General features: G+C 72.4%; 22 protein-coding genes. 11 read left to right on the top strand and 11 right to left on the bottom strand.

Annotation, left to right across the window (positions count from 1 at the left end; translation table 11 throughout):
* Window positions 1-4: 4 nt before the first annotated feature.
* Window positions 5-1,549: a polysaccharide deacetylase family protein gene (locus FYW95_RS21600; RefSeq protein ID WP_159943448.1), complete on the bottom strand. Its 1,545-nt coding sequence runs from the start codon at window positions 1,547-1,549 to the stop codon at window positions 5-7.
* 159 nt (window positions 1,550-1,708) lie between these two features.
* Between FYW95_RS21600 and FYW95_RS27820 the strand changes: the two genes are divergently transcribed.
* Window positions 1,709-2,134 carry a hypothetical protein gene (locus FYW95_RS27820; protein WP_201294977.1) on the top strand — a complete coding sequence of 142 codons (426 nt, stop codon included), beginning with the start codon at window positions 1,709-1,711 and terminating at the stop codon, window positions 2,132-2,134.
* Window positions 2,135-2,156: 22 nt separating this feature from the next.
* Here the strand turns inward: FYW95_RS27820 and FYW95_RS21590 are convergent, their stop codons facing one another.
* Window positions 2,157-3,230 carry a pyroglutamyl peptidase gene (locus FYW95_RS21590; RefSeq protein ID WP_159943449.1) on the bottom strand — a complete coding sequence of 358 codons (1,074 nt, stop codon included), beginning with the start codon at window positions 3,228-3,230 and terminating at the stop codon, window positions 2,157-2,159.
* A 194-nt stretch (window positions 3,231-3,424) separates the two neighbouring features.
* Between FYW95_RS21590 and FYW95_RS21585 the strand changes: the two genes are divergently transcribed.
* The 3 genes from FYW95_RS21585 to FYW95_RS21575 all read left to right on the top strand — a co-directional run bounded on the left by FYW95_RS21585 (window position 3,425) and on the right by FYW95_RS21575 (window position 6,073).
* Window positions 3,425-4,972, top strand: a complete 1,548-nt coding sequence (locus tag FYW95_RS21585) for an L-piperidine-6-carboxylate dehydrogenase (protein WP_159943450.1) — start codon at window positions 3,425-3,427, stop codon at window positions 4,970-4,972.
* Between the two features lie 139 nt (window positions 4,973-5,111).
* The gene (locus FYW95_RS21580; RefSeq protein ID WP_201294976.1) at window positions 5,112-5,579 is read left to right on the top strand and encodes a MarR family winged helix-turn-helix transcriptional regulator; all 468 of its coding nucleotides are present in this window, start codon (window positions 5,112-5,114) and stop codon (window positions 5,577-5,579) included.
* Window positions 5,580-5,644: 65 nt separating this feature from the next.
* Complete coding sequence (locus FYW95_RS21575; RefSeq protein WP_159943452.1) at window positions 5,645-6,073, top strand: organic hydroperoxide resistance protein; 429 nt, start codon at window positions 5,645-5,647, stop codon at window positions 6,071-6,073.
* Between the two features lie 106 nt (window positions 6,074-6,179).
* On the opposite strand, the gene FYW95_RS21570 is transcribed toward FYW95_RS21575, so the two are convergent.
* The 4 genes from FYW95_RS21570 to FYW95_RS21555 form a co-directional block, all read right to left on the bottom strand.
* Entirely contained in the window at window positions 6,180-7,190 is a 1,011-nt protein-coding gene (locus FYW95_RS21570; protein WP_159943453.1) for a hemolysin family protein, read from the bottom strand.
* On the bottom strand, window positions 7,187-8,566 hold the full coding sequence (locus tag FYW95_RS21565) for a hemolysin family protein (protein ID WP_159943454.1): 1,380 nt from the start codon (window positions 8,564-8,566) through the stop codon (window positions 7,187-7,189). The genes FYW95_RS21570 and FYW95_RS21565 overlap by 4 nt, the downstream gene beginning before the upstream one ends.
* Window positions 8,567-8,800: 234 nt before the next feature.
* Complete coding sequence (locus tag FYW95_RS21560) at window positions 8,801-9,361, bottom strand: TrmH family RNA methyltransferase (RefSeq protein WP_159943455.1); 561 nt, start codon at window positions 9,359-9,361, stop codon at window positions 8,801-8,803.
* 123 nt (window positions 9,362-9,484) lie between these two features.
* Window positions 9,485-10,129, bottom strand: a complete 645-nt coding sequence (locus FYW95_RS21555) for a class I SAM-dependent methyltransferase (protein WP_159943456.1) — start codon at window positions 10,127-10,129, stop codon at window positions 9,485-9,487.
* 141 nt (window positions 10,130-10,270) lie between these two features.
* Between FYW95_RS21555 and FYW95_RS21550 the strand changes: the two genes are divergently transcribed.
* Window positions 10,271-10,777: a dsRBD fold-containing protein gene (locus FYW95_RS21550; RefSeq protein ID WP_159943457.1), complete on the top strand. Its 507-nt coding sequence runs from the start codon at window positions 10,271-10,273 to the stop codon at window positions 10,775-10,777.
* A 318-nt stretch (window positions 10,778-11,095) separates the two neighbouring features.
* Window positions 11,096-12,364 carry an APC family permease gene (locus FYW95_RS21545; RefSeq protein ID WP_159943458.1) on the top strand — a complete coding sequence of 423 codons (1,269 nt, stop codon included), beginning with the start codon at window positions 11,096-11,098 and terminating at the stop codon, window positions 12,362-12,364.
* 50 nt (window positions 12,365-12,414) lie between these two features.
* On the opposite strand, the gene FYW95_RS21540 is transcribed toward FYW95_RS21545, so the two are convergent.
* From FYW95_RS21540 to FYW95_RS21520, 5 genes are all read right to left on the bottom strand, one after another.
* Window positions 12,415-13,179 (bottom strand): NUDIX hydrolase, encoded by a 765-nt coding sequence (locus FYW95_RS21540; RefSeq protein ID WP_159943459.1) that lies wholly within the window; start codon window positions 13,177-13,179, stop codon window positions 12,415-12,417.
* A complete protein-coding gene (locus FYW95_RS21535) occupies window positions 13,176-13,910 on the bottom strand; it encodes an HAD family hydrolase (RefSeq protein ID WP_159943460.1) in 735 nt (244 codons plus the stop codon). The genes FYW95_RS21540 and FYW95_RS21535 overlap by 4 nt, the downstream gene beginning before the upstream one ends.
* Window positions 13,911-14,052: 142 nt before the next feature.
* The gene (locus FYW95_RS21530) at window positions 14,053-15,000 is read right to left on the bottom strand and encodes a VWA domain-containing protein (RefSeq protein WP_159943461.1); all 948 of its coding nucleotides are present in this window, start codon (window positions 14,998-15,000) and stop codon (window positions 14,053-14,055) included.
* Between the two features lie 80 nt (window positions 15,001-15,080).
* Window positions 15,081-16,049: a DUF58 domain-containing protein gene (locus tag FYW95_RS21525; protein WP_159943462.1), complete on the bottom strand. Its 969-nt coding sequence runs from the start codon at window positions 16,047-16,049 to the stop codon at window positions 15,081-15,083.
* A 5-nt stretch (window positions 16,050-16,054) separates the two neighbouring features.
* Window positions 16,055-17,116: an AAA family ATPase gene (locus tag FYW95_RS21520; protein ID WP_159943463.1), complete on the bottom strand. Its 1,062-nt coding sequence runs from the start codon at window positions 17,114-17,116 to the stop codon at window positions 16,055-16,057.
* A gap of 148 nt (window positions 17,117-17,264) precedes the next feature.
* Between FYW95_RS21520 and FYW95_RS21515 the strand changes: the two genes are divergently transcribed.
* From FYW95_RS21515 to FYW95_RS21495, 5 genes are all read left to right on the top strand, one after another.
* Window positions 17,265-17,975, top strand: coding sequence for a hypothetical protein (locus tag FYW95_RS21515; protein ID WP_159943464.1), 711 nt, complete (start codon window positions 17,265-17,267; stop codon window positions 17,973-17,975).
* 337 nt (window positions 17,976-18,312) lie between these two features.
* Window positions 18,313-19,080 (top strand): HipA family kinase, encoded by a 768-nt coding sequence (locus FYW95_RS21510; protein WP_159943521.1) that lies wholly within the window; start codon window positions 18,313-18,315, stop codon window positions 19,078-19,080.
* Window positions 19,077-19,505, top strand: coding sequence for a DUF3037 domain-containing protein (locus FYW95_RS21505; protein WP_159943465.1), 429 nt, complete (start codon window positions 19,077-19,079; stop codon window positions 19,503-19,505). Before FYW95_RS21510 ends, FYW95_RS21505 begins: the two co-directional genes overlap by 4 nt.
* Window positions 19,506-19,649: 144 nt before the next feature.
* Window positions 19,650-20,921 (top strand): multidrug effflux MFS transporter, encoded by a 1,272-nt coding sequence (locus FYW95_RS21500; protein ID WP_159943466.1) that lies wholly within the window; start codon window positions 19,650-19,652, stop codon window positions 20,919-20,921.
* A 135-nt stretch (window positions 20,922-21,056) separates the two neighbouring features.
* Window positions 21,057-22,985: an AMP-binding protein gene (locus FYW95_RS21495; RefSeq protein ID WP_159943467.1), complete on the top strand. Its 1,929-nt coding sequence runs from the start codon at window positions 21,057-21,059 to the stop codon at window positions 22,983-22,985.
* Window positions 22,986-23,043 lie beyond the last annotated feature (58 nt).

Here is a 23,043-nt window from a genome sequence, read left to right as displayed (position 1 = left end):
CGGCTCAGGTCAGCCGGGCGTCGGTGCGGACCTCGCCCGGCTCCAGCCCCTGGCCGCCGAAGATGTCGGTGACCGTGACGAAGTGGTAGCCCTGCCGGTGCAGTCCGGCCAGCACCTGGGGGATGGCGTCCACCGAGGTGCGGTGGATGTCGTGGAAGAGCACCACGCTGCCCGGGGCGGTGTGCGTGAGCGCGTGCTCGCTGATCGCCTCCGGGTCGCGGCTCTGCCAGTCCAGGGTGTCCACGTCCCACAACACCAGCGGTTGGTCCACCGACCGGCGCACCGTGCCGTTCAGCGACCCGTAGGGGGGCCGTACGGTCGGCGGCGTGGTCCCGGTCAGCTCGCGCACCGCCTCGTTGGTGCGCCCGATGTCCTTCTTGATCGCGTTGCCCGGCATCCGTGCCAGGTCGTCGTGCTTCCAGGTGTGGTTGCCCAGTTCGTGCCCCTCGGCGGCCATGCGCTCGACCGGTTCGGGGAACTCCTCGACCAGTGAGCCCAGGACGTAGAAGGTGGCGTGCGCGTCGTAGCCGGCCAGGATGTCCAGCAGGTCGTCGGTGTGCTCGCCGGGGCCGTCGTCGAAGGTCAGGGCCACACACTTGAGCTGGGAGCAGTCCAGGGTGTGCCCGGGGGTGTCGGAGTCGCCGTCCGGCACCAGGTCGTCCCCCGGGTCGTTGCCCGACAGGGCCGCCTCGCGGGCCCGGTAGCCGAGTTCGGACAGCAGGTCCTCGGCGTCCGCGGCCTCGATCGGGACCATGACCTCCCGGACCATGCCCGCGCCGGGCACCTGGGCGGGGTCCATGCGTACGGCCAGGCCGCCCGCCGTGCTGAAGGCCGCGTCCCGCAGGGGGGAGTCGGTCCAGCGCTCGGCGGCCTCACGGACCCGGTCGGGGTCGGAGAACTCCGTCCTCCCCGGGGCCTGCGTGGGCCGGCCGCGGGGGGAGGCGCTCGGGCTCGGCGCGGGTTCGTCGAGCGCGGCCTGGTCCCGGGCCGCCTCTCCCACCACTCCGGGCAGCTGCTGGGCGGGCAGGTTGTAGCCGTCCCGCAGCACCCGGGCCAGCGCCAGGTGGGCCCGCTCGATCGCCTCGTCGTCGCGGAAGAGCGCGGTCCAGGGCAGCACCTCGCCGCTGTCGGCGTCGTACCACAGGGTGTCGGCGGTCAGGTCCCGGGACATGCCCGCCTCGGTGGCCGCGGTCAGGCGCACCCCCACCACCTGGGAGGAGGCGGCCAGGACGGACACGTCCTGGTGCAGTTCGGGCCTGCCGCGCTCGGGGAGGTCCTCCAGGAAGTCGGTCTGGCGCCGGGCCATGAGGGTGCGCACCCGCACGGTCAGGGGGTGCGCGCCGCCCAGCTCCGGGTAGCGGTAGCTCGTCACGCTGTGGTCGGCCTCCACCGTCACCGTGCGCGCCCGCATCCCGGCCACGTCCTCGGGCGGGGTGCGGACCGCCTCGGCGTAGGGCAGGGCCTGGGGCACCGTGTGGCACCCGGGGACCAGGAGCAGGCCGAGCGCGGCGCACAGGAGGAGTTTTCGTCGCAAGGAGGTGACAGCCACGCAGGGGACCCTATCCGAGCTCCGCGACCGCGTGGGAATCGTCGCGCGGCCAAACGGTCATCCGGTGCCGGGGCGGGGCGTTGGGGAGAACCTGGGACACTGACGGTGCGTCCCACCCGGGTGACGCGTTCTCCCCCGGTATCCCTGTGAAAGGTCTCCATGAGTTACGACTCCGGAACCGGCGGCTACCTTCCCCCGCCGGGAGGCAGCGGAGGCTTTCCTCCGCCCGGCGGTGGCGGCTACCCGCCTCCCGGCGGCGGTCCCCCTCCTCCGCCGCCGGGAGGCTGGTACGGCGGCCCCGGATTCCAGCCCCCGCCCAGCCCGGCGAGCCAGGGCTCGGCGATCGGCGCGATCGTCGCCAACGCCGTGGGCCTGTGCCTGTGCTGGGCGCTGGCGATCGTCGGCCTCGTCCTGGCGGTCATCGGGCTGACGACGGCCACCAGCAACCCGCAGGCGGCCAGGGTGTGCACCATCATCTCCTGGGTGCTCTTCGGCGCCGGCATCCTGGTCTACGCGGTGCTCTTCTTCCTCTACGGAGCGATGGGCTTCTTCTCCGTCATGGAGTCGAACACCCACACCTACTGACGGGTGGGGCGCGGCGGCGGCCTCAGCCGCGCCCCGCGTCGCCCGCGGCCGTCCGGGCCACCGCCGTCACGATCCGGCGCACCTGGGCCAGGACGTCGGCCTGGGCGGCCCGGGCGGTCCTGGGCAGGTGTACGTGCCCGGCCAGGACCGGGCGCCCCGACCGGTCGCGCAGCAGCGTGTTGCGGTAGGCGATCTCGTTGGACAGGTAGTCGCCGCCGCCACCGCACCGCGCGGCCGAGCCCGGTGTGGGCCCGTCGGGGCGCACCACCGTCTCCGCGGCGCCCGCGGGGACCTCGCTCACCTCGGTGTTGACCACCACCGGCCAGGGGCCGTCCCCGGCGGCCGCCGTGATCCGCTCGTGCGGCAGGGAGGAGCGGGTCCACTGCGGTCCCCCCTCCACCGGGATCGGTCCGGTGCGCGACACGCGCAGGTTGTCCTCGCCCCCGCCGCGCCAGGCGCCGTTCCACACCTCCAGGTCGAAGCGGTCGGGCCGTCCCCGGCTGAGCGTGACGACCGCGTCCGCGCGCTCGTGCTGGGCGGCCAGCGCCTCCTCCACCAGCCCCGCGTCGAAGTCGGCCCAGCGCACGGGGAAGACGGCGGCGCGCACCACCGCCGTGCGCTCGCCCGCGGCGAAGGTGGCCCCGTTCAGGTCCAGGGCCGCCGCGCCCGAGGGGTTGGAGCAGGCGGGGTCGGTGTCCAGGTGGAAGGGGTCGAAACCGGTCACGACCACGCGGATCCACCGGTCACCCGGGGGGAAGACCAGGTCGGCGATACCGCGTGAGCCGGTCTCCAGCAGGTGCAGCAGCCCGGCGCGCTCGGCGTCGGAGAGGGCGAAGCCCGGTCGCCAGGTCCGCAGCCGGGCGGACAGCACCAGGCGGGCCCAGTACAGGGGGCGGTCGTCGCCGACGCGGGCGGCCTCGCTCCACAGCCGGGAGGCGTGCGCGGCGACCACCCCCCGCGCCCCGGCGAGGTCACCGCTGGCCCGCAGGCCGGCGGTGAAGAGGGGTTCGGCGGCGCCGAACCCGGAACGGGACAGGATCGCGCGCGGCTCGTCCAGGCCGGCGCGGTCCTCTTCGGGGGTGGTGTGGTGGTGCACTGCGTCGCTGTCTGTCTCAAGGGGTCTTCGGTACCCGCCCGGGGGCGGGGCCAGCCGAGTCTAGCGCCGCCCGGTCCGGGCCGCGGCGGCCAGGGCGGCGCGGGGGCGGGAGCGGACACCGGGGCTGGACCGGCCGGGTCGGACTTGGCAGTGTGGTCAGTGACCGCAGCCCCTCTCAACGGAGAGAGACACACATGTCCACTCGTGCCCTTCCCCAGACCGAGGACCTCGCCGAGCGCGCCCGGGCCGCCCTGCGGCGGTGCCGCCTCGAACCGCCCGCGGCTTCGCCCGGCGCCGCGGGCGCGGCGAGGACGCCCATCACCGGGGCGGACCTGTTCGCGCTGGACCACGACACGCCCGACTCGGTCGGGCGGGCGGTCACGCGGGCGCGGGAGGCCTTCCTGTCCGAGTGGCGCGACACCCCCGCCCCGGTGCGGGGGCGGCTCGTGGGCCGGTTGGGGGAGCTCCTGCGCGAGCACAAGGAGGACCTGGCCGAGCTGGTGACGATCGAGGCGGGCAAGATCGGCTCCGAGGCCCTGGGCGAGGTCCAGGAGATGATCGACATCTGCGAGCTGGCGGTGGGGATGTCCCGGCAGCTGTACGGGCGCACCATGCCCTCGGAGCGGCCCGGGCACCGGCTCATGGAGACCTGGCACCCGCTGGGCGTGGTCGGGGTGATCAGCGCGTTCAACTTCCCGGTGGCCGTGTGGTCGTGGAACACGTGCGTGGCCCTGGTGTGCGGTGACACCGTGGTGTGGAAGCCCGCGGAGCAGACCCCGCTCACCGCGCTGGCCTGCCACGGGCTGCTCATGCGGGCGGCGGCCGACACCGGCGCGCCCGAGGGCGTGCACCGCGTGGTGCTGGGCGGCCGGGAGGTCGGTGAGGCGCTGGTGGACGACGTCCGGGTGGCGCTGGTGTCGGCGACCGGGTCGACCGCGATGGGCCGTGCGGTCGCGCCCCGTGTGGCGGCCCGGCTGGGCCGTTCCCTGCTGGAGCTGGGCGGCAACAACGCGGCGGTGGTCGCCCCCTCCGCCGACCTGGACCTGGTGGTGCGCGGCAGCGTGTTCGCCGCGGCGGGCACCGCGGGCCAGCGCTGCACGACGCTGCGCCGCCTCATCGTGCACGAGGACGTGGTGGAGGACCTCACCGGTCGGATCGTGGACGCCTACAAGCAGCTCCGCGACCGGATCGGCGACCCCTTCGCGGAGTCCACCCTGGTGGGCCCGCTGATCGGGGAGGCCGGGTACGCGGCGATGCGCGCGGCGCTGGAGCGGGCCGGGGCCGACGGCGGCCGGGTGCTGGTGGGCGGGGAGCGCCGACTGGCCGAGGAGGCCCCGCGGGCCTACTACGTCGAGCCCTGCGTGGTGCGGATGCCCTCCCAGACGGAGGTGGTGCGGGAGGAGACCTTCGCGCCGGTGCTGTACGTGATGCCCTACCGCACCCTGGAGGAGGCCGTGGAGCTGCACAACGGGGTCCCGCAGGGGTTGTCGTCGGCGATCTTCACCCGGGACCAGGCCGAGGCGGAGCGGTTCCTGTCCTCGGCGGGTTCGGACTGCGGGATCGTCAACGTCAACATCGGTACCTCCGGGGCGGAGATCGGCGGCGCCTTCGGCGGGGAGAAGGACACCGGCGGCGGGCGCGAGTCGGGTTCGGACGCGTGGAAGGCCTACATGCGCCGGGCGACCAACACGGTGAACTACGGCGGTGAGCTGCCGCTGGCCCAGGGGGTGCGCTTCCTCTGAGCGGTGGTCCCGGTGCCCGCGCGGGCGGGCACCGGGCGGACCCGTCGAAAAAAAGTTGGGCGCAATCATGTTGCGCACAAACGAATCCTGCTACGGTGGTGCCCGGCCGACGGTTCCGTACGTGCAGGAGGAGAACACCGTGTCCGACGCAACGGGGGACAACCCCCTGGCCCTGGACAGCCAGCTGTGCTTCTCCCTCTACGCGGCCTCGCGGGCCATGACCGGCCTGTACCGGGAGTTCCTGGGCGGCTTGGGCCTGACCTACCCGCAGTACCTGGTCATGCTCGCGCTCTGGGAGCGCGGGACGCTCACCGTCAAGGAGCTCAGCCGGGCCCTGCACCTGGACTCGGGTACGCTCTCGCCGCTGCTGCGCCGCCTGGAGTGCGCCGGGCTGCTCACCCGCCGGCGCGGCACCATGGACGAGCGCGTCGTGGAGGTCTCGGCCACGCCCCGGGGGGAGGAGCTGCGCGCACGCGCCGAGGCGATCCCCCAGCGCGTGCTGTGCGCCGCCGACCTGTCCCCGGACCAGGCCGAGGTGCTGCGGCAGGCCCTCGGCCAGCTCACCCGTGCGGTGGAGACCGCGGTCAGCAGGCACACGCGGTGCTGACCCGCCTTCCTCCGGACGGAACACCCGACGACCACTCCCCTGTGTGGTCAACGAGAAAGGCAACCATGGCATACGACGTGATGTACACCGCCAACGCCACCGTCACCGGTGAGGGCCGCAAGGGCACCGGGCGCACCGACGACGGCCGCCTGGAGGTCGACCTGTCCGTGCCCAAGGGCATGGGCGGCGACGACGGCGTGGGCACCAACCCCGAGCAGCTCTTCGCCGTGGGCTACGCGGCCTGCTTCCACGGCGCCCTCAAGGCCGTGGCCCGCAAGTCCAAGACCGACGTCGGCGACTCCTCCATCGACTCCCAGGTCAGCATCGGCAAGTCCGAGGAGGGGCTGGACCTGGCCGTCACCCTCACCGTCACCATCCCCGGCGTGGACCAGGCCAAGGCCGAGGAGCTGGTCGAGGGCGCCCACCAGATGTGCCCCTACTCCCGCGCCACCCGCGGCAACATCGAGGTGACCCTGGTGGCCAAGACCGCCTAGCGCACCGCCCGGTGCCCGGGGCGGTCCCGCCCCGGGCACCGGGCGACGACGAAGGGGGAGGGCACGTATCCCGTGCCCTCCCCCCGCGCGTGTGCGGCGGCCCCGGTCAGGCGGCCGCCTCCAGCAGCAGCAACCGGTCCAGGACGTCCTGCAGGGTCACCAGGCCGATCACCCGGCCCTCGGACTCCACCAGCGACAGGTGGCTGCGGCTCTCGCGCATGATGCTCATCGCCGCGTACATCGGCGTCTGCGAGGGCAGGGTGAGCACCGGACGCATCAGGTCGGCGGCGGTCGTGCCCTCCGGGCTCGTCAGCGCCTCGCGCACGTGCAGCACGCCCACCGGCTCCTGGCCGTCCATCACCACCAGGCGCAGGTGGGTGGACTCGCGCGAAACCCGCTTGATCTCCTCCACACCCGACTCCGGGGCCACCGACGCGATCTCCTCGCGCGGGGTGACGATCTCGTCCAACGGGCGGGAGTTGACCTCCAGCGCGGTGGCCAGCTGGTCGCGCCGCTCGGCGTCCAGGGCACCGGCCTTGGCCGAGTGCTCCACCAGCTCCCGCACGTCCTCGGGGCCGTGCCCGGCGGAGAGCTCGTCCACCGCGTCCACGCCCACCCGGTGCAGGCACCAGTTGGCCATCCCGTTGAGCATGAGCAGCAGCGGCCGGGTGAGCCACATGAAGGCCCGCATCGGAATCGCCAGCAGGGTCGCCGACTTCTCCGGGTGCGAGATCGCCCAGGACTTTGGCGCCATCTCACCCACCACCAGGTGCAGGAAGGTCACCAGCACCAGGGAGAGCACGAAGGAGACCACCGACGACACCGCGTGCGGCAGACCCGAGAACAGGGGCTCCAGCAGGTGGTGGACGGCCGGTTTGGAGATCGCGCCCAGCGCCAGCGTGCACAGGGTGATGCCCAGCTGCGAGCCCGCCAGCAGCAGTGACAGGTCGCGTGCGCTGCGCAGGGCCGCGCGCGCCGCCGCACTCGTCTCGGCGGCCTCCTCCAGCCGGTAGCGGCGGGCCGCCACCAGCGCGAACTCGATGGCCACGAAGAACGCGCTCAGAGCGATGATGACCACGGTCAGCACCAGGGCCAGCCACACGTTCATGTCGCTCATGCCCGCACCTCCGCCTCGTTCTCGGCCGCCTCGCGCAGGTGCAGTTCCACGGTGTGCGGAACGTGCCGCTGCACGGCGTTGACGGTCATGGTCAGCGCCATGTCCGGGTCGTCCTCGTGCGCGCTGGCCGGGCGCGGCAGGCGGATCTCGGTCCGGTCGCCGACCTCGGGCAGACGGTGCAGTTCGTGGATGACCAGGCCTCCCACGGTCTCGTAGTCGCCCTCGGGCAGGTCGTGGCCGATCAGGCGCTCCACCTCGTCGATGTGCAGCGCGCCCGGGACCAGGTAGGAGCCCTCACCCTCCAGAAGGGCCGGCGACTCCTCCTCCGGGGTGTGCTCGTCGGCGATCTCACCGACCAGTTCCTCGGCCAGGTCCTCGGTGGTGACCACCCCGGCCAGGCCGCCGTACTCGTCCACGACACAGGCGAACTCCTCGCCCGCCTCGCGCAGCCGGTCCAGCAGCACCGGCAGCGGCAGCGACGCGGGTACCATCACGGTCTCCCGGGCCACCTCGCTGACCCGTATGCCGGACAGGTCGCGGTCGCCCAGCGCGAGCACGTCGCGCAGGCAGATGACGCCCACGATGTCGTCCACGCCCTCGCCCAGGACGGGGAAGCGGGAGTGGTCGGAGGCCATCAGCTCCACGACCCGGCTGACCGGTTCGCCCTCCTCCACGGTGGTCACCTCCGGGCGCGGGATCATCGCGTGCCCGGCGGTGCGGTCGTGGAAGTCCAGGGTGCGGTCCAGCAGGGCGGACAGCTCGGCGGGCAGGTCCCCGCTCTCCCGGGACTCGGCGATGATGCTCTCCAGGTCGCGCGGGGTGGCCGCGTGCTGGACGTCCTCGACCGGCTCGATGCGCACCGCCTTGAGCAGCAGGATCGCCGCCTGGTCGAACAGCCAGATCACCGGGCCGAACAGGCGCAGGTAGAGCCGGGTGGACAGGGCCAGCCAGCGCGCCACAGGCTCGGGCCGGGCGATGGCCAGGTTCTTGGGGAAGAGCTCGCCGAAGACCATCTGTACGACGGTCGAGAACAGCAGGGCCAGAACGGTGCCCACGGCCACGCCGGTCCCGGTGGGGACCCCGACGCCGCCGAGAAGCTCTCCCACGCCCCGGCCGATCATGGGCTCGGCCACGTAACCGACCAGCAGACCGGTCACGGTGATGCCCAGCTGGGCGCCGGAGAGCATGAAGGAGGTGCGGCCGGTGATGTCCAGGGCCCGTGCGGCCCCGCTGTCACCGGCGGCGGCCCGCGCCCGCAGGCGCGAGCGGTCCACGGCCATGTAGCCGAATTCCTGGGCGACGAAGTATCCCGTCGCCACGGTGATCAGGAAGACCACCAGCGCACCGAAGCCGATGCTCAGAACGGTGCTCGTCATCGGGCACGCACCGCCTGGTTCCGCCTCGCGGACTGGTTACCACGAAGGTGCGCGCCCTTCGTAGAAGGGGGCTCGTCGTCTGCGTCACAGCATCCTCGAAGGATGCTGCCGGTACTTCGGGACGGGTCCACTGTTCCTCTCTCTGCGCGTGGTGCGCGTTGACGATGTGACAGGAGTGGTCCTGTTGTGAGGGTGCGAAGATAAGGACGACCCGGGCGCGGGGAATGTTCCCGCTCAGGTGCCCACCGGGGCGTCGGCCTCTCCGCCGAGGGAGGCCCACTCACGGCGGCGGGCCTCGGCGAGCGCGATCGCGGTGGCCACGGCCACGTTCAGCGATCCCACCCGCCCGATCTGCGGAATGTAGGTGAGGGCGTCCGCGCCGGCGAGCAGCGCGGGGGAGCAGCCGTGGTCCTCGGCGCCCACCGCCAGGCACACGTCGGCCTCCAGCGGGGCGGCGTGCAGCGGCACGGCGCCGCTGGCCAGCTCGACCGCGACGACCTTGTAGCCCGCGTCGCGGGCGGCGGCCAGGGCCTCGGGTGTGGAGGCCAGCCGGGTGTGCTCGACCTTGGCGGCGGTGCCCAGGGCGGTCTTGCCGACCTTGGGGTCGCCGGGGTCGGCGCTGTTGCCGGTGAGCCAGAGCTGGTCCACGCCGAAGGTCGCGCAGGTGCGCAGGATGGACCCCAGGTTGAAGGGCTGGGTGACCGATTCCACCAGGAGGGCGAGTCTGCCCTCGGTGCGCCTGCGCCACTGGCGGTTCAGGCGTTTGACGTCCGTGGGACGCAACTGCGTGCTCAACTGCGGTGTGTTCCTCGACGGGTGTGTCCGGGCCGGTGCCCGGGGTCGGTTGTTCGCCACAGAGTACCGGTCACCGCGTGTGCTCGCACGCATGAGCCGGGACACATCCTGGCAAAAGCCGTTTCAAGCCGTGGAACGCCGTACCGCCAGGACCCGGAAGCCCGACCGGGAGGCCACGCGCTCGGTGGGCAGACCCTGGGAGTCGAGCCAGGTGTGCAGGGAGTCCGCGCCCAGGTGGCGCTGGACCACCAGGTGGGCTGTGCCCTGGGGGGTCAGCCGCCCCAGCCAGGTGCGCAGCATGGCGTGCAGTACCCCCTTGCCGACCCTGATGGGCGGGTTGGACCAGATCGCGTCGAAGGGGCCGAGCAGCTCGGCGGGTTCGGGCGCGTCGGCGTCGCCCGCGGCCGGTGCGCCGTCGGGTTCGACCACGGCGAAGCGGGCGTGGGCCAGGGCGTGCTCGGCGGCGTTGCGCCGGGCCAGGCCCACCGCGCGGGCGTTGACGTCCACGCCGAGCACGCGCGCGCCCGGTGCGCGCGAGGCCAGGGTCAGGGCGATGGGTCCGTAGCCGCAGCCCAGGTCGAGCAGGCGCCCCCGGGCGGGCGGCGCCGGGACGGTCTCCAGCAGTACGCGCGTGCCCAGGTCGACCTTGTCGGGGGAGAACACGCCCCGGTCGGTGTGCAGCCGCAGGTGCAGGTCGGGCAGGACCAGGTCGGCGGCGGAGGGGCGGCTGGCGGCGCCCGGATCGGAGTCGAAGTAGTGCTGGGCCACGCCGTGACGCTACCAGCCCCCGCGCGGCACCCCGTACCGGGCAAAAACCTGTCCTGCCCGCGGGAACGAAATCGCCAACCCCTCGGACCGGGACGCCGGGAGTGCCGAAGATGGAGGTACCCGAGGTTTGTGGGGGAACCCATGCGAGCACAGGTAGGAGACCGGCTGGTCGTGGAGAGCCCGAGCGATCACACCCACCGCAGGACGGGTGTCGTCACCGGGGTCAGGGGGCCCGAGGGATCGCCCCCGTACCAGGTGCACTGGTCCGACGCCGACCGGGGACACGACTCCCTGGTCTACCCGGGGCCGGACGCGCACATCGAACATCCGCCCGACGGTAAGGGCGCCAGCGCAGAGGGGGCCGATGCCATGCAGACGATGAAGCGTTGGACCGTCGACGTCGTCGTCGCCGAGGAGACCGAGGGCGACAGCGCGCGGACCTGGGCCGAGGTGGGCCTGGTCGCCGACGACGGTACGGCGCTGCGGGGGCACGGGATGGCCCGCAAGCACCCCACGGATCTGGACGTACCCGAGATCGGGGAGGAGCTCGCGGTCTCGCGGGCCCTGTCCGACCTCTCGCGCCAGCTCCGCCAGGTCGCCGCGGAGGACATCAACGAGAACACCGGCTCCCCGTGGCACCCCACCTGAGCGTGCGCGCACCGCGGTGGCCCGCCCCGGGCGGGGGGCCGACGCGCGCGGCCGCGGGCCCGGACCGATGCCGGTCCGGGCCCGCGGCGTGTGCGCGGGTGCCGTGGTCGGGTTGGCGCCGGGCGGGCGGGGGCTGACCCGGCCCCGGACGGGGTGCGTGTGTGCGGGGCCGGGCGGCCGGAGGACACCGCACGGACCGGAACCGGCCACTGCGGGCACGGCCTCTTTGCGCCCGGTGGTCACCGGCATCGGGCACACTCGGAAGTCGGGTACGTCCCCGCCCGGCCGGAGCCGGGAGCACCCACGCAAGGAGACCCGTTGCCCACCTCGTCCGGACCCCAGGCCAGACCCGCCCGCGTCCTCGGCACCGCGGACGCCGTCGCCATCGGCGCGGGCGCCATGCTCGGCGCCGGAGTGTTCACCGTCTTCGCCCCCGCCGCGCTGGGCGCGGGCGCATGGCTGCCCGTGGCCATCCTCATCGCGGGCCTGGTCGCCTACTGCAACGCCGTCTCCTCGGCCCGGCTCGCGGTCAGCCACCCCGAGTCGGGGGGCACCTACGTCTACGGGCGCGAGCGCCTGGGCGAGCTGTGGGGCTACCTGGCGGGCTGGTCCTTCGTGGTGGGCAAGACCGCCTCCTGCGCGGCCATGGCGCTGACCTTCGGCGCCTACGTCCTGCCCGGGTGGGAGAAGCCGCTGGCGGTGGCGGCGGTGCTGGCCCTGACCGCGCTCAACTACCGGGGGGTCCAGCGCTCCACGCTGGTGGTCAAGGTGCTGGTGGTGTGCGTCCTGGCGGTCCTGGCCGGGGTGGCGGTGACGATGGTGCTCAGCGGGCGCCTGGCCGCGGTCGCGCAGGTGGAGGGGTTGGGGCCCTGGCCGGGCTCCTTCGGTGTGCTCGGCGCGGCCGGGATGGTCTTCTTCGCCTTCGCGGGGTACGCGCGGGTGGCCACGCTGGGCGGTGAGGTGCGTGATCCGCGCACCACCATCCCGCGGGCGATCAACCTGGCCCTGGGCGGGGTGCTGCTGGTCTACCTGGTGCTGGGCACGGGCCTGCTGATCGTGCTGGGCCGTGAGCGCCTGTCCACCACCGACACCCCCATGGTCGACGCGGTCCAGGTGGCCGGGTATCCCTGGTTGGCCCCGGTGGTGGTGGCGGGGGCGGCCCTGGCCAGTCTGGGCGCCCTGCTCTCCCTGGTGCTGGGGGTGTCGCGGACGGCGGCCGCGATGGCCGCCGACGGGCACCTGCCCCGTTCCCTGGCGGTGGTGCACGGGCGCTTCGGGGTGCCCCACCGCGCCGAGGTACTGATCGCGGTGCTGGTCGTGGCCCTGGTGGTGTTCACCGACCTGCGCGGGGCGATCGCCTTCTCGGCCTTCGGCGTGCTGGTGTACTACGCGATCACCAACGCCTCGGCGCTGAGGCTGGGGCCGGACGAGCCCCGTCCGCCCCTGGTGGTGCCCCTGACCGGTCTGGCGGGGTGTGTGGTGCTGGCGTGCAGCCTGCCGTTGCCGGCGGTCATCACCGGGATGGCGGTCCTGGCCGCGGGCGCGGGCCTGTGGTGGCTGCGTGAGCGCTTGGGGCTGCGTTTCTGAGCCGTACCCGAACCCCCGCCGCCCCTCGGGGCGGCCGGCGGGCTCGGTTCTCAGCGGCCTCGGTGGCCGGTCAGGTACTCCAGGCCGCGCAGGGCGGTGGCGGACAGCCGCAGCCGGACCAGTTCCTCGGGGGCGAACCAGGCGCAGTCGGCGGTCGAGCCGTCCGCCTCCAGGACCCGGGCGGGGGTGGGGTCGGCCACGAACACGTGGAAGAACACCCACACCGCGTAGACCTCGCGGCCGCCGGGTCGCCGCCTGCGGTGGCTGGAGACGGTGAGCAGGTCGCCGATCACCCCGTGCTGGCCGGTCTCCTCGACCACCTCGCGGCGCAGGGCGGCGCGCACGTCCTCGCCCGCGTCCACGCCGCCGCCCGGCAGGTGCCAGGTGTCGGCGCCGGGGAAGCCGGGGGCGATGAGGCTGAGCAGGACGCGGCCCCGCGGGTCGCTGACGACGCCGTAGGAGGCGAAACGGCGCAGCGGGGGCGGGTCGGCGGCCGGGAGCGCCTCCTCCTCGGCCAGTTCGGCGGCTGAGGGGCGCAGTCCGGTTCCGGCCGCCGCCGAGGGCCAGTAACCGGCGCTCTCGGGCGGGGCGAAGACGACCCGGTCGATGTGCAGGGGTGTGCCGTCCGGTGCTCGGGTCAGCTCGGTGAGCACGTCCAGTGCGCGCAGGGGGGTGTGGGGCGCCAGGCCGCCCAGGGCGCGCGCCGCGTGGGCCGGATCCTGTCCGAAGGCCACGCGGGTTCCCCGTACCCCGGAGGCGGTGACCAGGTGTGCGGTCACGCGCCGTCCCGGTTGCGGGCCAGGGGTCGTGGTCACAGCGTTCCGGCGGTGGGGGCGGGGCTGTGCAGGCCCACCATGCGCAGGAGGTCGTCCAGGCCGGTGATGGTGGGTACGGCCTCGAAGCGCTGGTGGCCGCGGCGGTCGATCATGACGGGGTGCATGCGCGCGGCCACGGCGCCCACGCCGTCGGCCTGGATCTGGTCGCCCACGTGCCAGCAGGCGGCGGGGTCCACGCCCAGCCGCTGGGCGGCGGTGTGGAAGATCCGGGGGTCGGGCTTGCCGGCCCCGGCGGTGTCGGAGCACACCACCGCGTGGAAGTAGGGGGTCAACTCCAGGGCCTGCAGCTTGGCGTGCTGCAGGCTCTCGATGCCGTTGGTGACCACGGCCAGGCGGTAGCCGGCCGAGGCCAGGGCGTTCAGGGCGGGGACGGCGTCGGGGAAGACCTGCCAGGCCGAGCGGTGCGCGTCCAGGTACAGGCGGTACAGGTCGTCGCAGTGCTGGTCGGCGATGTCGGCGTGGCCGGCCTGGACGGCCAGGGCGCGGATGCGCTCACGGCGCTGCTGGTCGAGGCTCAGGCGGCCGCGCAGGTAGGCGCCGAAGGAGATCTCGGTCTGCACGTCCCACAGGCAGCGAGCGGCACCGAAGTCGGGGTGGCCGAGCCGCTCCATGACCGCGCGGAGCCCCGCGGACGACGCGGCGAGGTCGTCGATGAGGGTGTCGTCCAGATCGAAGCAGATCGCCGTCGGCGCTGCGGGTGTGTTCGGCATCGTTCCTCAAGTGGATGGGCATGACAAAACATGCCAACGCTAACCCGTGAAGATGACGTAAAAGTCGTAAACCCCTGCGAAAGGGATGTGACCCAGGCCACTAGTGGGAGCGCGGGGTTGGGTCCGGTGGCCGCTGAGGGCCTCACGGAAGCCGTTGGAACCACAGCAGCGACGTCAGCGCCGTGGCCAGGGCCAGCAGGATCGCCACCAGGACGAAACGTGTGACAATCTCCTCGTGCACCAGCTCGGTGCCCAGGGAGGAGCCGATGTCCTCGTAGACCTCGTTCAGCTCCGTCTCGCTCTCGGCCTCGTAGAAGTGGCCGCCCGTCTCCTGGGCCAGGCCGCGCAGCGCGTCCTTGTCGATGTTGGCGGGCACCTGGTACCCGTCGATCTCGATCATCGCCGCGCCCGTGCCGAAGGCGATCGTGGAGACCGGCACGTCCTGTTCGGCGGCCGCGACCGCGGCCTGGGTGATGTCGCGCCCGCTGGTGTTCTCCCCGTCCGAGAGCAGCACGATCGCCGAGGGGGGCGGGTCTTCCCGGGAGTCCTCGTCGAAGCCGCGGATCGCCTCCAGCGAGGCGAAGACCCCCTCGCCGATCGCGGTTCCCGGGCCCATCTGCAGGTGCTCGATGGAGTTGATCACCGCCTGGTGGTCCTGGGAGGGCGAGGAGACCACCGTGGCGGTGGAGGAGAAGGCCACCAGCCCCACGTTGAAGCGTTCGGGCAGTGTCCCCACGAACCCCTGCGCCGACTCCTTGGCGGCGTGCAGGCGGTCGGGGTCGATGTCGGTGGCCGCCATGGACAGGGACACGTCGACCGCCACCATGATCGTGGCCCGCTCACGCGGTTGCTCCACCGGCATCGCGGGCAGCGCCATGGCGGCGATGAGCACGCCCACGGTCAGGGTGAACAGCGCCGCGGGGACGTGCCTGCGCACGTCCGGACGGTGCGGTACCACCTGGTCCAGCAGCGCCAGGTTGGTGAAGCGCACCGTGTACTCGCGCCGCCGTGTCTGGGCGAACACGTACGCGCCGACCAGCAGCACGACCAGGAGCAGCCACCACAGCCGCTGGGGTTCCAGGAAGGTCATCGCTCAGTCCCCTGTCGCCTCGGCTCTGTCCCGCGGGTCGGCCCCCGCGCCCTCGTTCGTCGGTGTGGTGCCCCGGCCGCTCACCGGGGCGTCGCCGGTGTGGGGCGGGCCAGATGGTGTGCGGTGCGCCTCTGGTGGACGACGAACCGTGCCGTGTCCACTACCCAGTCCCGGTCGGTTCGTAGCAGGAGGTGGTGGACCCCGCAGCGGCGCAGCGCGTCGCGCACCGCGGCCCTCTGGTCGGCCGCGGCCCTGCGGTAGCGCTCGCGTACGGTCCGGGTGAGCCGCACGTCGCGCACCCGGCCGGTGCGCGGGTCGCGCAGGGGCACGTCGCCCACCTCGGGCACGTCGAGTTCGAGGGGGTCGAGCACCTCCACCACGAGCACCTGGTGGCGGGAGGCGAGCTGGCGCAGTGGGCGCTCCCAGGTGACCTCGCCGCCGAAGGCGGGGGTGTCCAGGAAGTCGGAGACGACCACCCGCAGTCCCCGTCGGCGACGGGTGCGGACCAGGTCCTCCACGGCGTCGGCCAGGGTGGCCCGGTGGGGGGAGGGGTCGCGTTCGTCACCCGTGGGCGCCGCGGCCACCGTGGCCAGCAGGGCCAGCAGGGCCTCCTTGCCCGAGCGGGCGGGCCAGCGGCGGATGGTGCCCCGGTGCAGGAAGTGGGCGCCGAAGCGGTCGCCGACCCGCTGGGTGAGCAGGTTGGCCGCCACCATGGCGCCGACGGCCACCTCGCGTTTGGAGCGCAGCCCGGTGCCGAAGTCCATGCTGGGCGACAGGTCCAGCAGGGTCCAGCTCTCCAGTTCGCGGTCGGCGACCAGATCGCGTACGTGCGGGACGGTGGTGCGGGCGGTGACCGACCAGTCCATCCGGCGCACGTCGTCCTCGCCCGGCTGGTACACGCGGGCCTCGGCGGCCTCCGAGCCCGGGCCCAGGCGCAGCCCCAGGTGTTCGCCGTGCAGCAGCCCCTCCAGGCGGTGCACGATGCGTAGGTCCAGGCGGCGCAGCGCGGCGCGCAGGCGCGGGTCGGTGCCGATCGCGGGTGTGCTCACGCCGCTCACCTCGGGGAGGCGAAGGAGGCGGTCTCCCCGCTGGGCGGCTCGTCCCAGATCACCCGGGGGGCCAGCACGGTCGACAGGATGCGGTCGACCACCTGCTCGGCGGTGATCCCGTCGGCCAGGGCGTCGAAGGTGAGCACCAGGCGGTGGGCGATGACGTCGTGGGCCAGGACCCGCACGTCGTCGGGCAGCACGTAGTCGCGTCCGCGCAGCAGGGCCAGGGCGCGGGCCGCGGAGACCAGGCCCAGGGTGGCGCGGGGGCTGGCCCCTATCTCCAGGACCTGGCGCAGGTCCGGCATCTGGTAGTTCTCCGGTTCGCGGGTGGCCATGACCAGGCGCACCACGTAGTCGGCGATGAGCTGGTGCACGTGGACGCGCTGGGCGTCGGACTGCAGTTCGCCCAGGGTGACCGGATCCAGGACCTGGTGGGCGGTGGGCGGGGTGGTCGACATCCGGCGCAGGATCTCCATCTCCTCGTGCGCGCGGGGGTGGCCGACGTTGACCTTCATCAGGAACCGGTCGCGCTGGGCCTCGGGCAGCGGGTAGACGCCCTCGGACTCCACGGGGTTCTGTGTGGCGATGACGATGAACGGGGAGGGGAGTGGGTAGGTGTTTCCACCTAGGGACACCTGCCGTTCGGCCATGACCTCCAGCAGGGCCGACTGCACCTTGGCGGGGGCGCGGTTGATCTCGTCGGCGAGCACGAAGTTGGCGAAGACCGGGCCCAGCTCCACGTCGAACTTCTCGGTGGAGGGATGGTAGATGCGCGTGCCGACGATGTCGGAGGGCACCAGGTCCGGGGTGAACTGCACCCGGGCGAAGGAGCCGCCGGTGACCTGGGCCAGGGTGGAGACGGCCAGGGTCTTGGCGATGCCGGGTACTCCCTCGATCAGGCAGTGGCCCTGGGCCACCAGGGCGATCAGGGAGCGCTCCACCATGCGTTCCTGTCCCACGATGACCGTGGACACCTCGTGCAGTGCCGCGCGCAGCAGCCTGGTCGGCTCGCCCGGGGTGCTCTCGCGGCCCGGGGAGGCCGCGGAGTCGTTGCCGGTCCCTGCCATGTCCCGCCTTCCTGACCGGGGACCCCGCCTCGGGGCACCGGATAGGTTGTGGATCACTCACCTGTGGTGACACTACCCGCTTCGCGGGCGCCGGTCCGGTACACAACGCGGCGAAGCGGGCGGTTGGGACGGGGAGAGAGGGAGGAACATGGCGGTTCCCACGATGGGGTTGAACGAGGGCGACCCGCGCCAGCTGGGCGGCTACCGTCTGGTGGGGCGGCTGCGCGACTCCTCCCTGGGGGTGGTCTACCTGGGCCGGGACGGTGCGGGCAACGAGGTGAGCGTGGCGGTCCTGGACTCGGGGGCGACCGGTGACGGCGCGGCTCGCGAGCGTTTCGCCGAGGCGGTGCGGGAGAGCCCGGAGGTGGTGGCGGCCCGCACCCACGGGCGTTCGGCGCTGTGGGTGGCGGTGCCGCACGGGGGTCCGGCGCGGGTGGAGGAGTTCCTGTCGGCGGCGGCCCGGGAGGGCCGGGTGGCCGCGCGCGGCCCGGTGGTGATGCCGCACTGGGCGGGGTCGCGTGGGGCGGCTGCGGTGCGCTGGGCGCCCTGGGCGGAGCGCCGGGAGAGCGCGGTGGCCGCGGGGCGGGGGAACTGGTGGCTCATCGGCGGGTTGGGCCTGGTGCTGGTACTGCTCCTGCTGTTGGTGTCGCTGCTGTACTGGTGGATGTTGCAGTTCCCGCCGCCGGAGATGCCGGGGAGCGCGCCCTCCTCGGAGTCGCAGGAGGGCCCGGAGGGGCAGCCGGGGGAGGGGACGAGCCCGCAGGAGGAGGACGGGGAGGGGAGTCCCTCCACGCCCGTGGTGCCCACGCCGGGTGAGGGCGATGGGGAGTGGGGGGACCGTCCGGAGGACAACCTCTAGCGCGGTTTTGTGTGTGCGGGCCCGGTCGTTCCGGCCGGGCCCCTTCTTCGTCATCTAGAAATCTACGTCGTAAAGGTGTCTGTTCTCTTTTTTAAAAAGAGAAGAAAGAAAAATAATAAGAGGTGCGGCTACGCCGCCCGCATTTCAGGATTCAGGGGTCGTGGGGCAGTCGGCGTGTCGCGCTGATGGGGGCAGGGGGCTGAAACGTGTTCAGCGTTCGTTAGCGGGCGTGTGAGGGCGGAAGGGGGTTCCGGGGTGGACGGGGTGGACGCGCGCGGCTGCGTGCGGTTCAGAGGGTGGCGGCCGGGGCGGCGGGGGCGTGGTCTCGGCGGTGCCTATGCTGGTCGGCGTGCTGAGAAAGGTTGTCGCGACGCGGTACGTGCTGCCGTTGCGCGAAGGAGGTTCGCTCCCGGGGTTGGTCGAGGCCGATGACCTGGGGATGTACGTGGTCAAGTTCGTCGGGGCGGGCCAGGGGCGCAAGACGCTCGTGGCCGAGGTGGTCTCCGGTGAGCTGGGCCGGGCCCTGGGGCTGCCGGTGCCCGAGCTGGTCCTGGCCGAGTTCGACGCGGTGATCGGCCGCAGCGAGCCCGACCAGGAGGTGCAGGAGCTGCTGCGGGCCAGCGGCGGGCTCAACCTGGGCATGGACTTCCTGCCGGGCTCGCTCGGTTTCGACCCGCTGGCCTTCGGGGTGGACGCGGACTTCGCCGGGCGGGTGCTGTGGTTCGACGCACTGACCGGCAACGTGGACCGCTCCTGGCGCAACCCGAACATGCTGGTGTGGCACGGTGAGCCCTACCTGATCGACCACGGTGCCACCCTGATCTTCCACCACAACTGGGCCAACGCCGACCGGTTCGTGCACCGTGCCTACGACGCCTCCGACCACGTGCTCTCGGCCGCCTCCCCGGACCTGGCGGCTGCGGACGCCGCTCTGGCGCCGCTGGTGGAGGAGGGCCTGCTGCGTCGGGTGGTGGGCCTGGTACCCGATGAGTGGTTGGTGGACGAGCCGGGGTTCGACTCAGCCGAGCAGGTCCGCGAGGCCTATGTGGACTACCTGCTGCGCCGGGCGGCCGACCGTTCCTGGCTGCCGGAGGTGGCGGCGTGAGGCGTTACAGCGAGGCGGTGCGGACCGGGCGTGTGGGTGAGGTGCGCGAGCGTGCGGTGTTCGAGTACGCGTTGTTGCGGGTGGTGCCGCGGTTGGAGCGCGGTGAGTGTGTGAACGCCGGGGTGATCGTGTACTGCCAGGAGCGCGGGTTTTTGGCGGCGCGGGTGGCGTTGGACGAGGGCCGTCTGCTGGCTGTGGATCCGGGGGTGGACGTGGCGGGTGTGCGGCGTGCGCTGGAGGCGGTGGAGGTGACCTGTCGTGGTGGTGCGGGGGCGGGTGCGGCCGGTCGTGAGCGGCCGGGGCAGCGGTTCCGGTGGCTGACGGCGCCGCGGAGCACGATCGTGCAGCCGGGGCCCATCCATGGCGGGTTGACGGAGGATCCGGAGGCGGAGGTCGGGCGGTTGCTGGACCGGCTCGTGCGGTAACACTGTGGGTCGTAACGGACATCACAGGCATTGGGTCGGTTAAAGGGGAGGCGAAGGGCGGGGCGGGGGTGTTGGTATGAAGTGGTCCCCACCGTCTGGGAGCTCTCCCGGGCGGCCCTTTCCCGTTCGCGTACTGGAGTGCCTGTGCAGTCTGTGAATTCCCCCGCCACGGCCCCTGAGCAGGGGGAGGTCGAGTCGGTTCCGGCGCGTTCCTGGTCTCCCTCGCGTGGTGCGGTCGCGTTGTTGGTGCTGGTGTTGGGTGTGCTGGCGGCGACCGGGCCGTTGGCGACCGACATGTATCTTCCGGCTTTTCCGCAGATCACGGGTGACCTGGGGACGAGTGAGGCGCGGGTGCAGCTGACGCTGACCGCGATGATGCTGGGGTTGGCCCTGGGGCAGTTGGTGATCGGTCCGATGAGTGACGCCTGGGGGCGTCGTGGGCCGTTGCTGGTGGGCGTGGCGGTGTTCACGGTGGCGTCGGTGCTGTGTGTGTTCGTGCCCGACGTGACGGTGTTCATCGTGTTGCGGTTCGTGCAGGGTGTGGCGGGTGCCGCGGGTGCGGTGATCTCGCGTGCGGTGGTGCGTGACCTGTTCAAGGGCGATGACGCGGTGCGGTTCTTCTCGCGTCTGGCGTTGGTGATGATGCTGGCTCCGCTGTTGGCTCCGTTGCTGGGGGCGCAGTTGTTGCTGGTGGGTCCGTGGCAGTTGAGTTTTTGGGTGCTGGCGGGGATGTCGGCGTTGAGCCTGGTGTTGGTGTGGGGGTGGCTGCCGGAGAGTCTGCCCGCGGGTGAGCGTCGTCGTCAGGGTCCGCGTGCGCTGGCGGGGACGGTGGCCGGGTTGCTGCGTCAGCCGCGGTTCGTGGGGCCGGTGCTGACGTTGGGATTGAGTTTCGGGATGCTGTTCACGTACGTGTCGGCGTTCTCGTTCGTGTCGCAGACGGAGTTCGGGGCTTCGCCGCAGGCGTACGCGGGTCTGTTCGCGGTGAACGCGCTGGGGATGATGGCGGGTACGCAGGTGAACGGGCTGTTGGTGGGCCGTGTGGAGACGTTGCGGCGGTTGGGTCTGGGGCTGGGGTTGGCTCTGGTCTCGGTGGTGGTGCTGGTGGCGGTGGCGCTGTTGGGTGTGGCCGCTCTGTGGATGGTCGTGGCGTTGTTGGCGCTGATGATGTTCAGCGTCGGGTTCATCATGCCGAACGCGACGGTGACGGCGTTGGATGGCCAGCCGGCGTCGGTGGCGGGTACGGCCTCGGCGTTGATGGGTGCGTTGCAGTTCGCGTTGGGCGGCGGTGTGGCGGTGTTGGCGGGGATGACGGCGACGGGGGAGCCGTCGTTGGTGAGTATGTCGGTGGTGATGGCGTCGGCGGCGGGGCTGTCGTTGCTGGCTTTCGTGTGGTCTGTGCGTTCGAAGGTGGGATGACCCCACCGCGGCCTGGGGTTTGTGGTTCGCCGTTCCGGGTTGCCGTGTCTTGGGGAAATGGGCACAGTAGGTCGCAATTCCCCGATTGAGGTGGTCCGGTGGACCGCCTTCCGATGTGGCAGAGGATGAGTGGGTATGGGCGAGCCGAGTTTCACTCCTGGTACGTGGGCTCGGGGTCTTTCCGGGTTGAGTGACCTGGTCTATGAGGTGGCGACCGAGGATCCGCACACCGAGGTGTTCTCGGTGCGCGGGGAGCGGGGCCGCTGGGAGCGGGTGACGTCCGGTGGGTTCGCGACGGAGGTGACGTCGCTCGCCAAGGGGCTGGTCGCGGCTGGTGTGGGTGAGGGCGACCGGGTTCTGGTGGTGTCGGGGTCGCACCAGGAGTGGGTGCGGCTGGCGTTCGCGGTGTGGTCGGTGCGGGCGGTGCTGGTCCCGTTGCCGAGGTCGGCGTCGGCGGAGCGTGTGGCGCACGTGGTGCGGCAGACCCGTCCGGCGGTGGCGGTGGTCCAGGGGGAGCGGCTGCTGAACGTGGTGCAGGGTCTGCAGCGGGAGCTGCCGGACCTGGGCCGGGTGTGGCCGTTGGACACGGGGTTGGACGACGTGGTGCGTCTGGGCGCGTACATGGACGCCTCGTCGGTGCGGTTTCGGCGGGACTCGGCGATGGCCGAGGACGTGGCGGTGGTGCTGTACCCGTTCACGACGGTGTCGCGGTTGACGCGGGGTGTGGTGCTCTCGCACGGGGCGTTGTTGTCCTCGGCGGCGGATCTGGTGGATCGGATGTGGCCGCGGGTGTCGGAGTTGCCCGCGGGACGGGCGAGCACGCTGTTGGATCTGCCGTTGTCGCAGATTCCGGGGTTGGCGTCGTTGGTGGCGTGCATGGTGGCCCGGGTGCGGGTGGGGCTGGCCGGTGCGTCCGGGTTGTTGCGGCAGGTGGAGGCGTTCAAGCCGACGGTGCTGGTGTGTTCGCCGCGGGATCTGGAGACGGTGTTCGAGATCGAGCGGGGGAGTGCGCGTTCGACGGGGTGGGACTCGTTGGGGACGTTCAACTCGGCGGTGGACACGGCGGTGCAGTTCGACCGGTCGCCGAAGAAGGGTGCCTGGCAGCGGTTGTCGCGGTCGATGTATGACTGGCAGTTCGCGCGGGTGCGGGAGATGCTGGGTGGCCGGGTGCATCTGGCGGTGTGTTGGGGTGGTGGCCTGTCGGACCGGTTGGACTCCTTCTTCGGGGGTGTGGGGGTGCCGGTGGTGCAGGTGTTCGGTACGGCGGAGACGGCGGGGGTCTTCGCGGCCGGCGCGGTGGGGGATCGTGTGCCGGGGACGGTGGGGCGTGTCCTGGGCGGGCGGGAGTTGTGGGTCTCGCGTGAGGGTGAGGCGCATGTGCGCGGCGGTGCGGTGTTCCTGGGGTATGCGGGGGACACCGATGGCGAGGTCTACCGTGGTTCGTTCCGTGAGGGGTGGTTGGCCACGGGGTTCGCGGTGGAGGTGGACGCGGACGGTTGGGTGAGTGTGGTGGGGCGGGTGCGGCCGCAGGCGGCGACGGCGCCGTTGCCGGGGCGTTTCGTGGCTCGGAAGCCGGCGGTGGCGGCGTTGGAGGCGGTGGCCGAGCCCGAGGGTGAGGGTGGTGCGGCGGCGGGTGCGGGTGAGTCGCGGGAGCGTACGGACGCGGAGTTGGTAGCGGAGTTCGAGGCGCGGTTGCGTGCTCATCCGCTGATCAGTCAGGTGTTGGTGATCGTGGAGGGGCGGCCGTTCGCGAGTGCGCTGGTGACGTTGGTGCGTGACCAGTTGGAGTACTGGCGTTTGGTGAACGGTCGGCCGTTGTCGATGGCGCCGGAGGAGATCGCGGGGGATCGGGATCTGCTGCGCGAGGTGCAGGGGTTGGTGTATGAGGCCAACCGGAGTGTGCCGCGGCATCTGGCGGTGCGGTCGTTCCATGTGTTGGCTGATGAGTTCACGGTGCAGTCGGGGTTGGTGCAGCCGTCGGGGGAGTTGCGGCGTGAGGCGGTGTTGCGGGCGTTCTCGGAGGAGATCGACGGGTTGTACCGGGTGCGTCGTGAGCAGCAGTAGCGGGGGTGTGTAGGTAGCGCCTGGGTGGTGTTGGGGGCCGTGGTCCTGGCCGGTGTGG

This window comes from Nocardiopsis sp. FR4, assembly GCF_009830945.1.
GTDB lineage: Bacteria > Actinomycetota > Actinomycetes > Streptosporangiales > Streptosporangiaceae > Nocardiopsis.
Note: the sequence above shows the minus strand (reverse complement) of the source record. Positions and strands in the feature narration are given on the sequence as shown.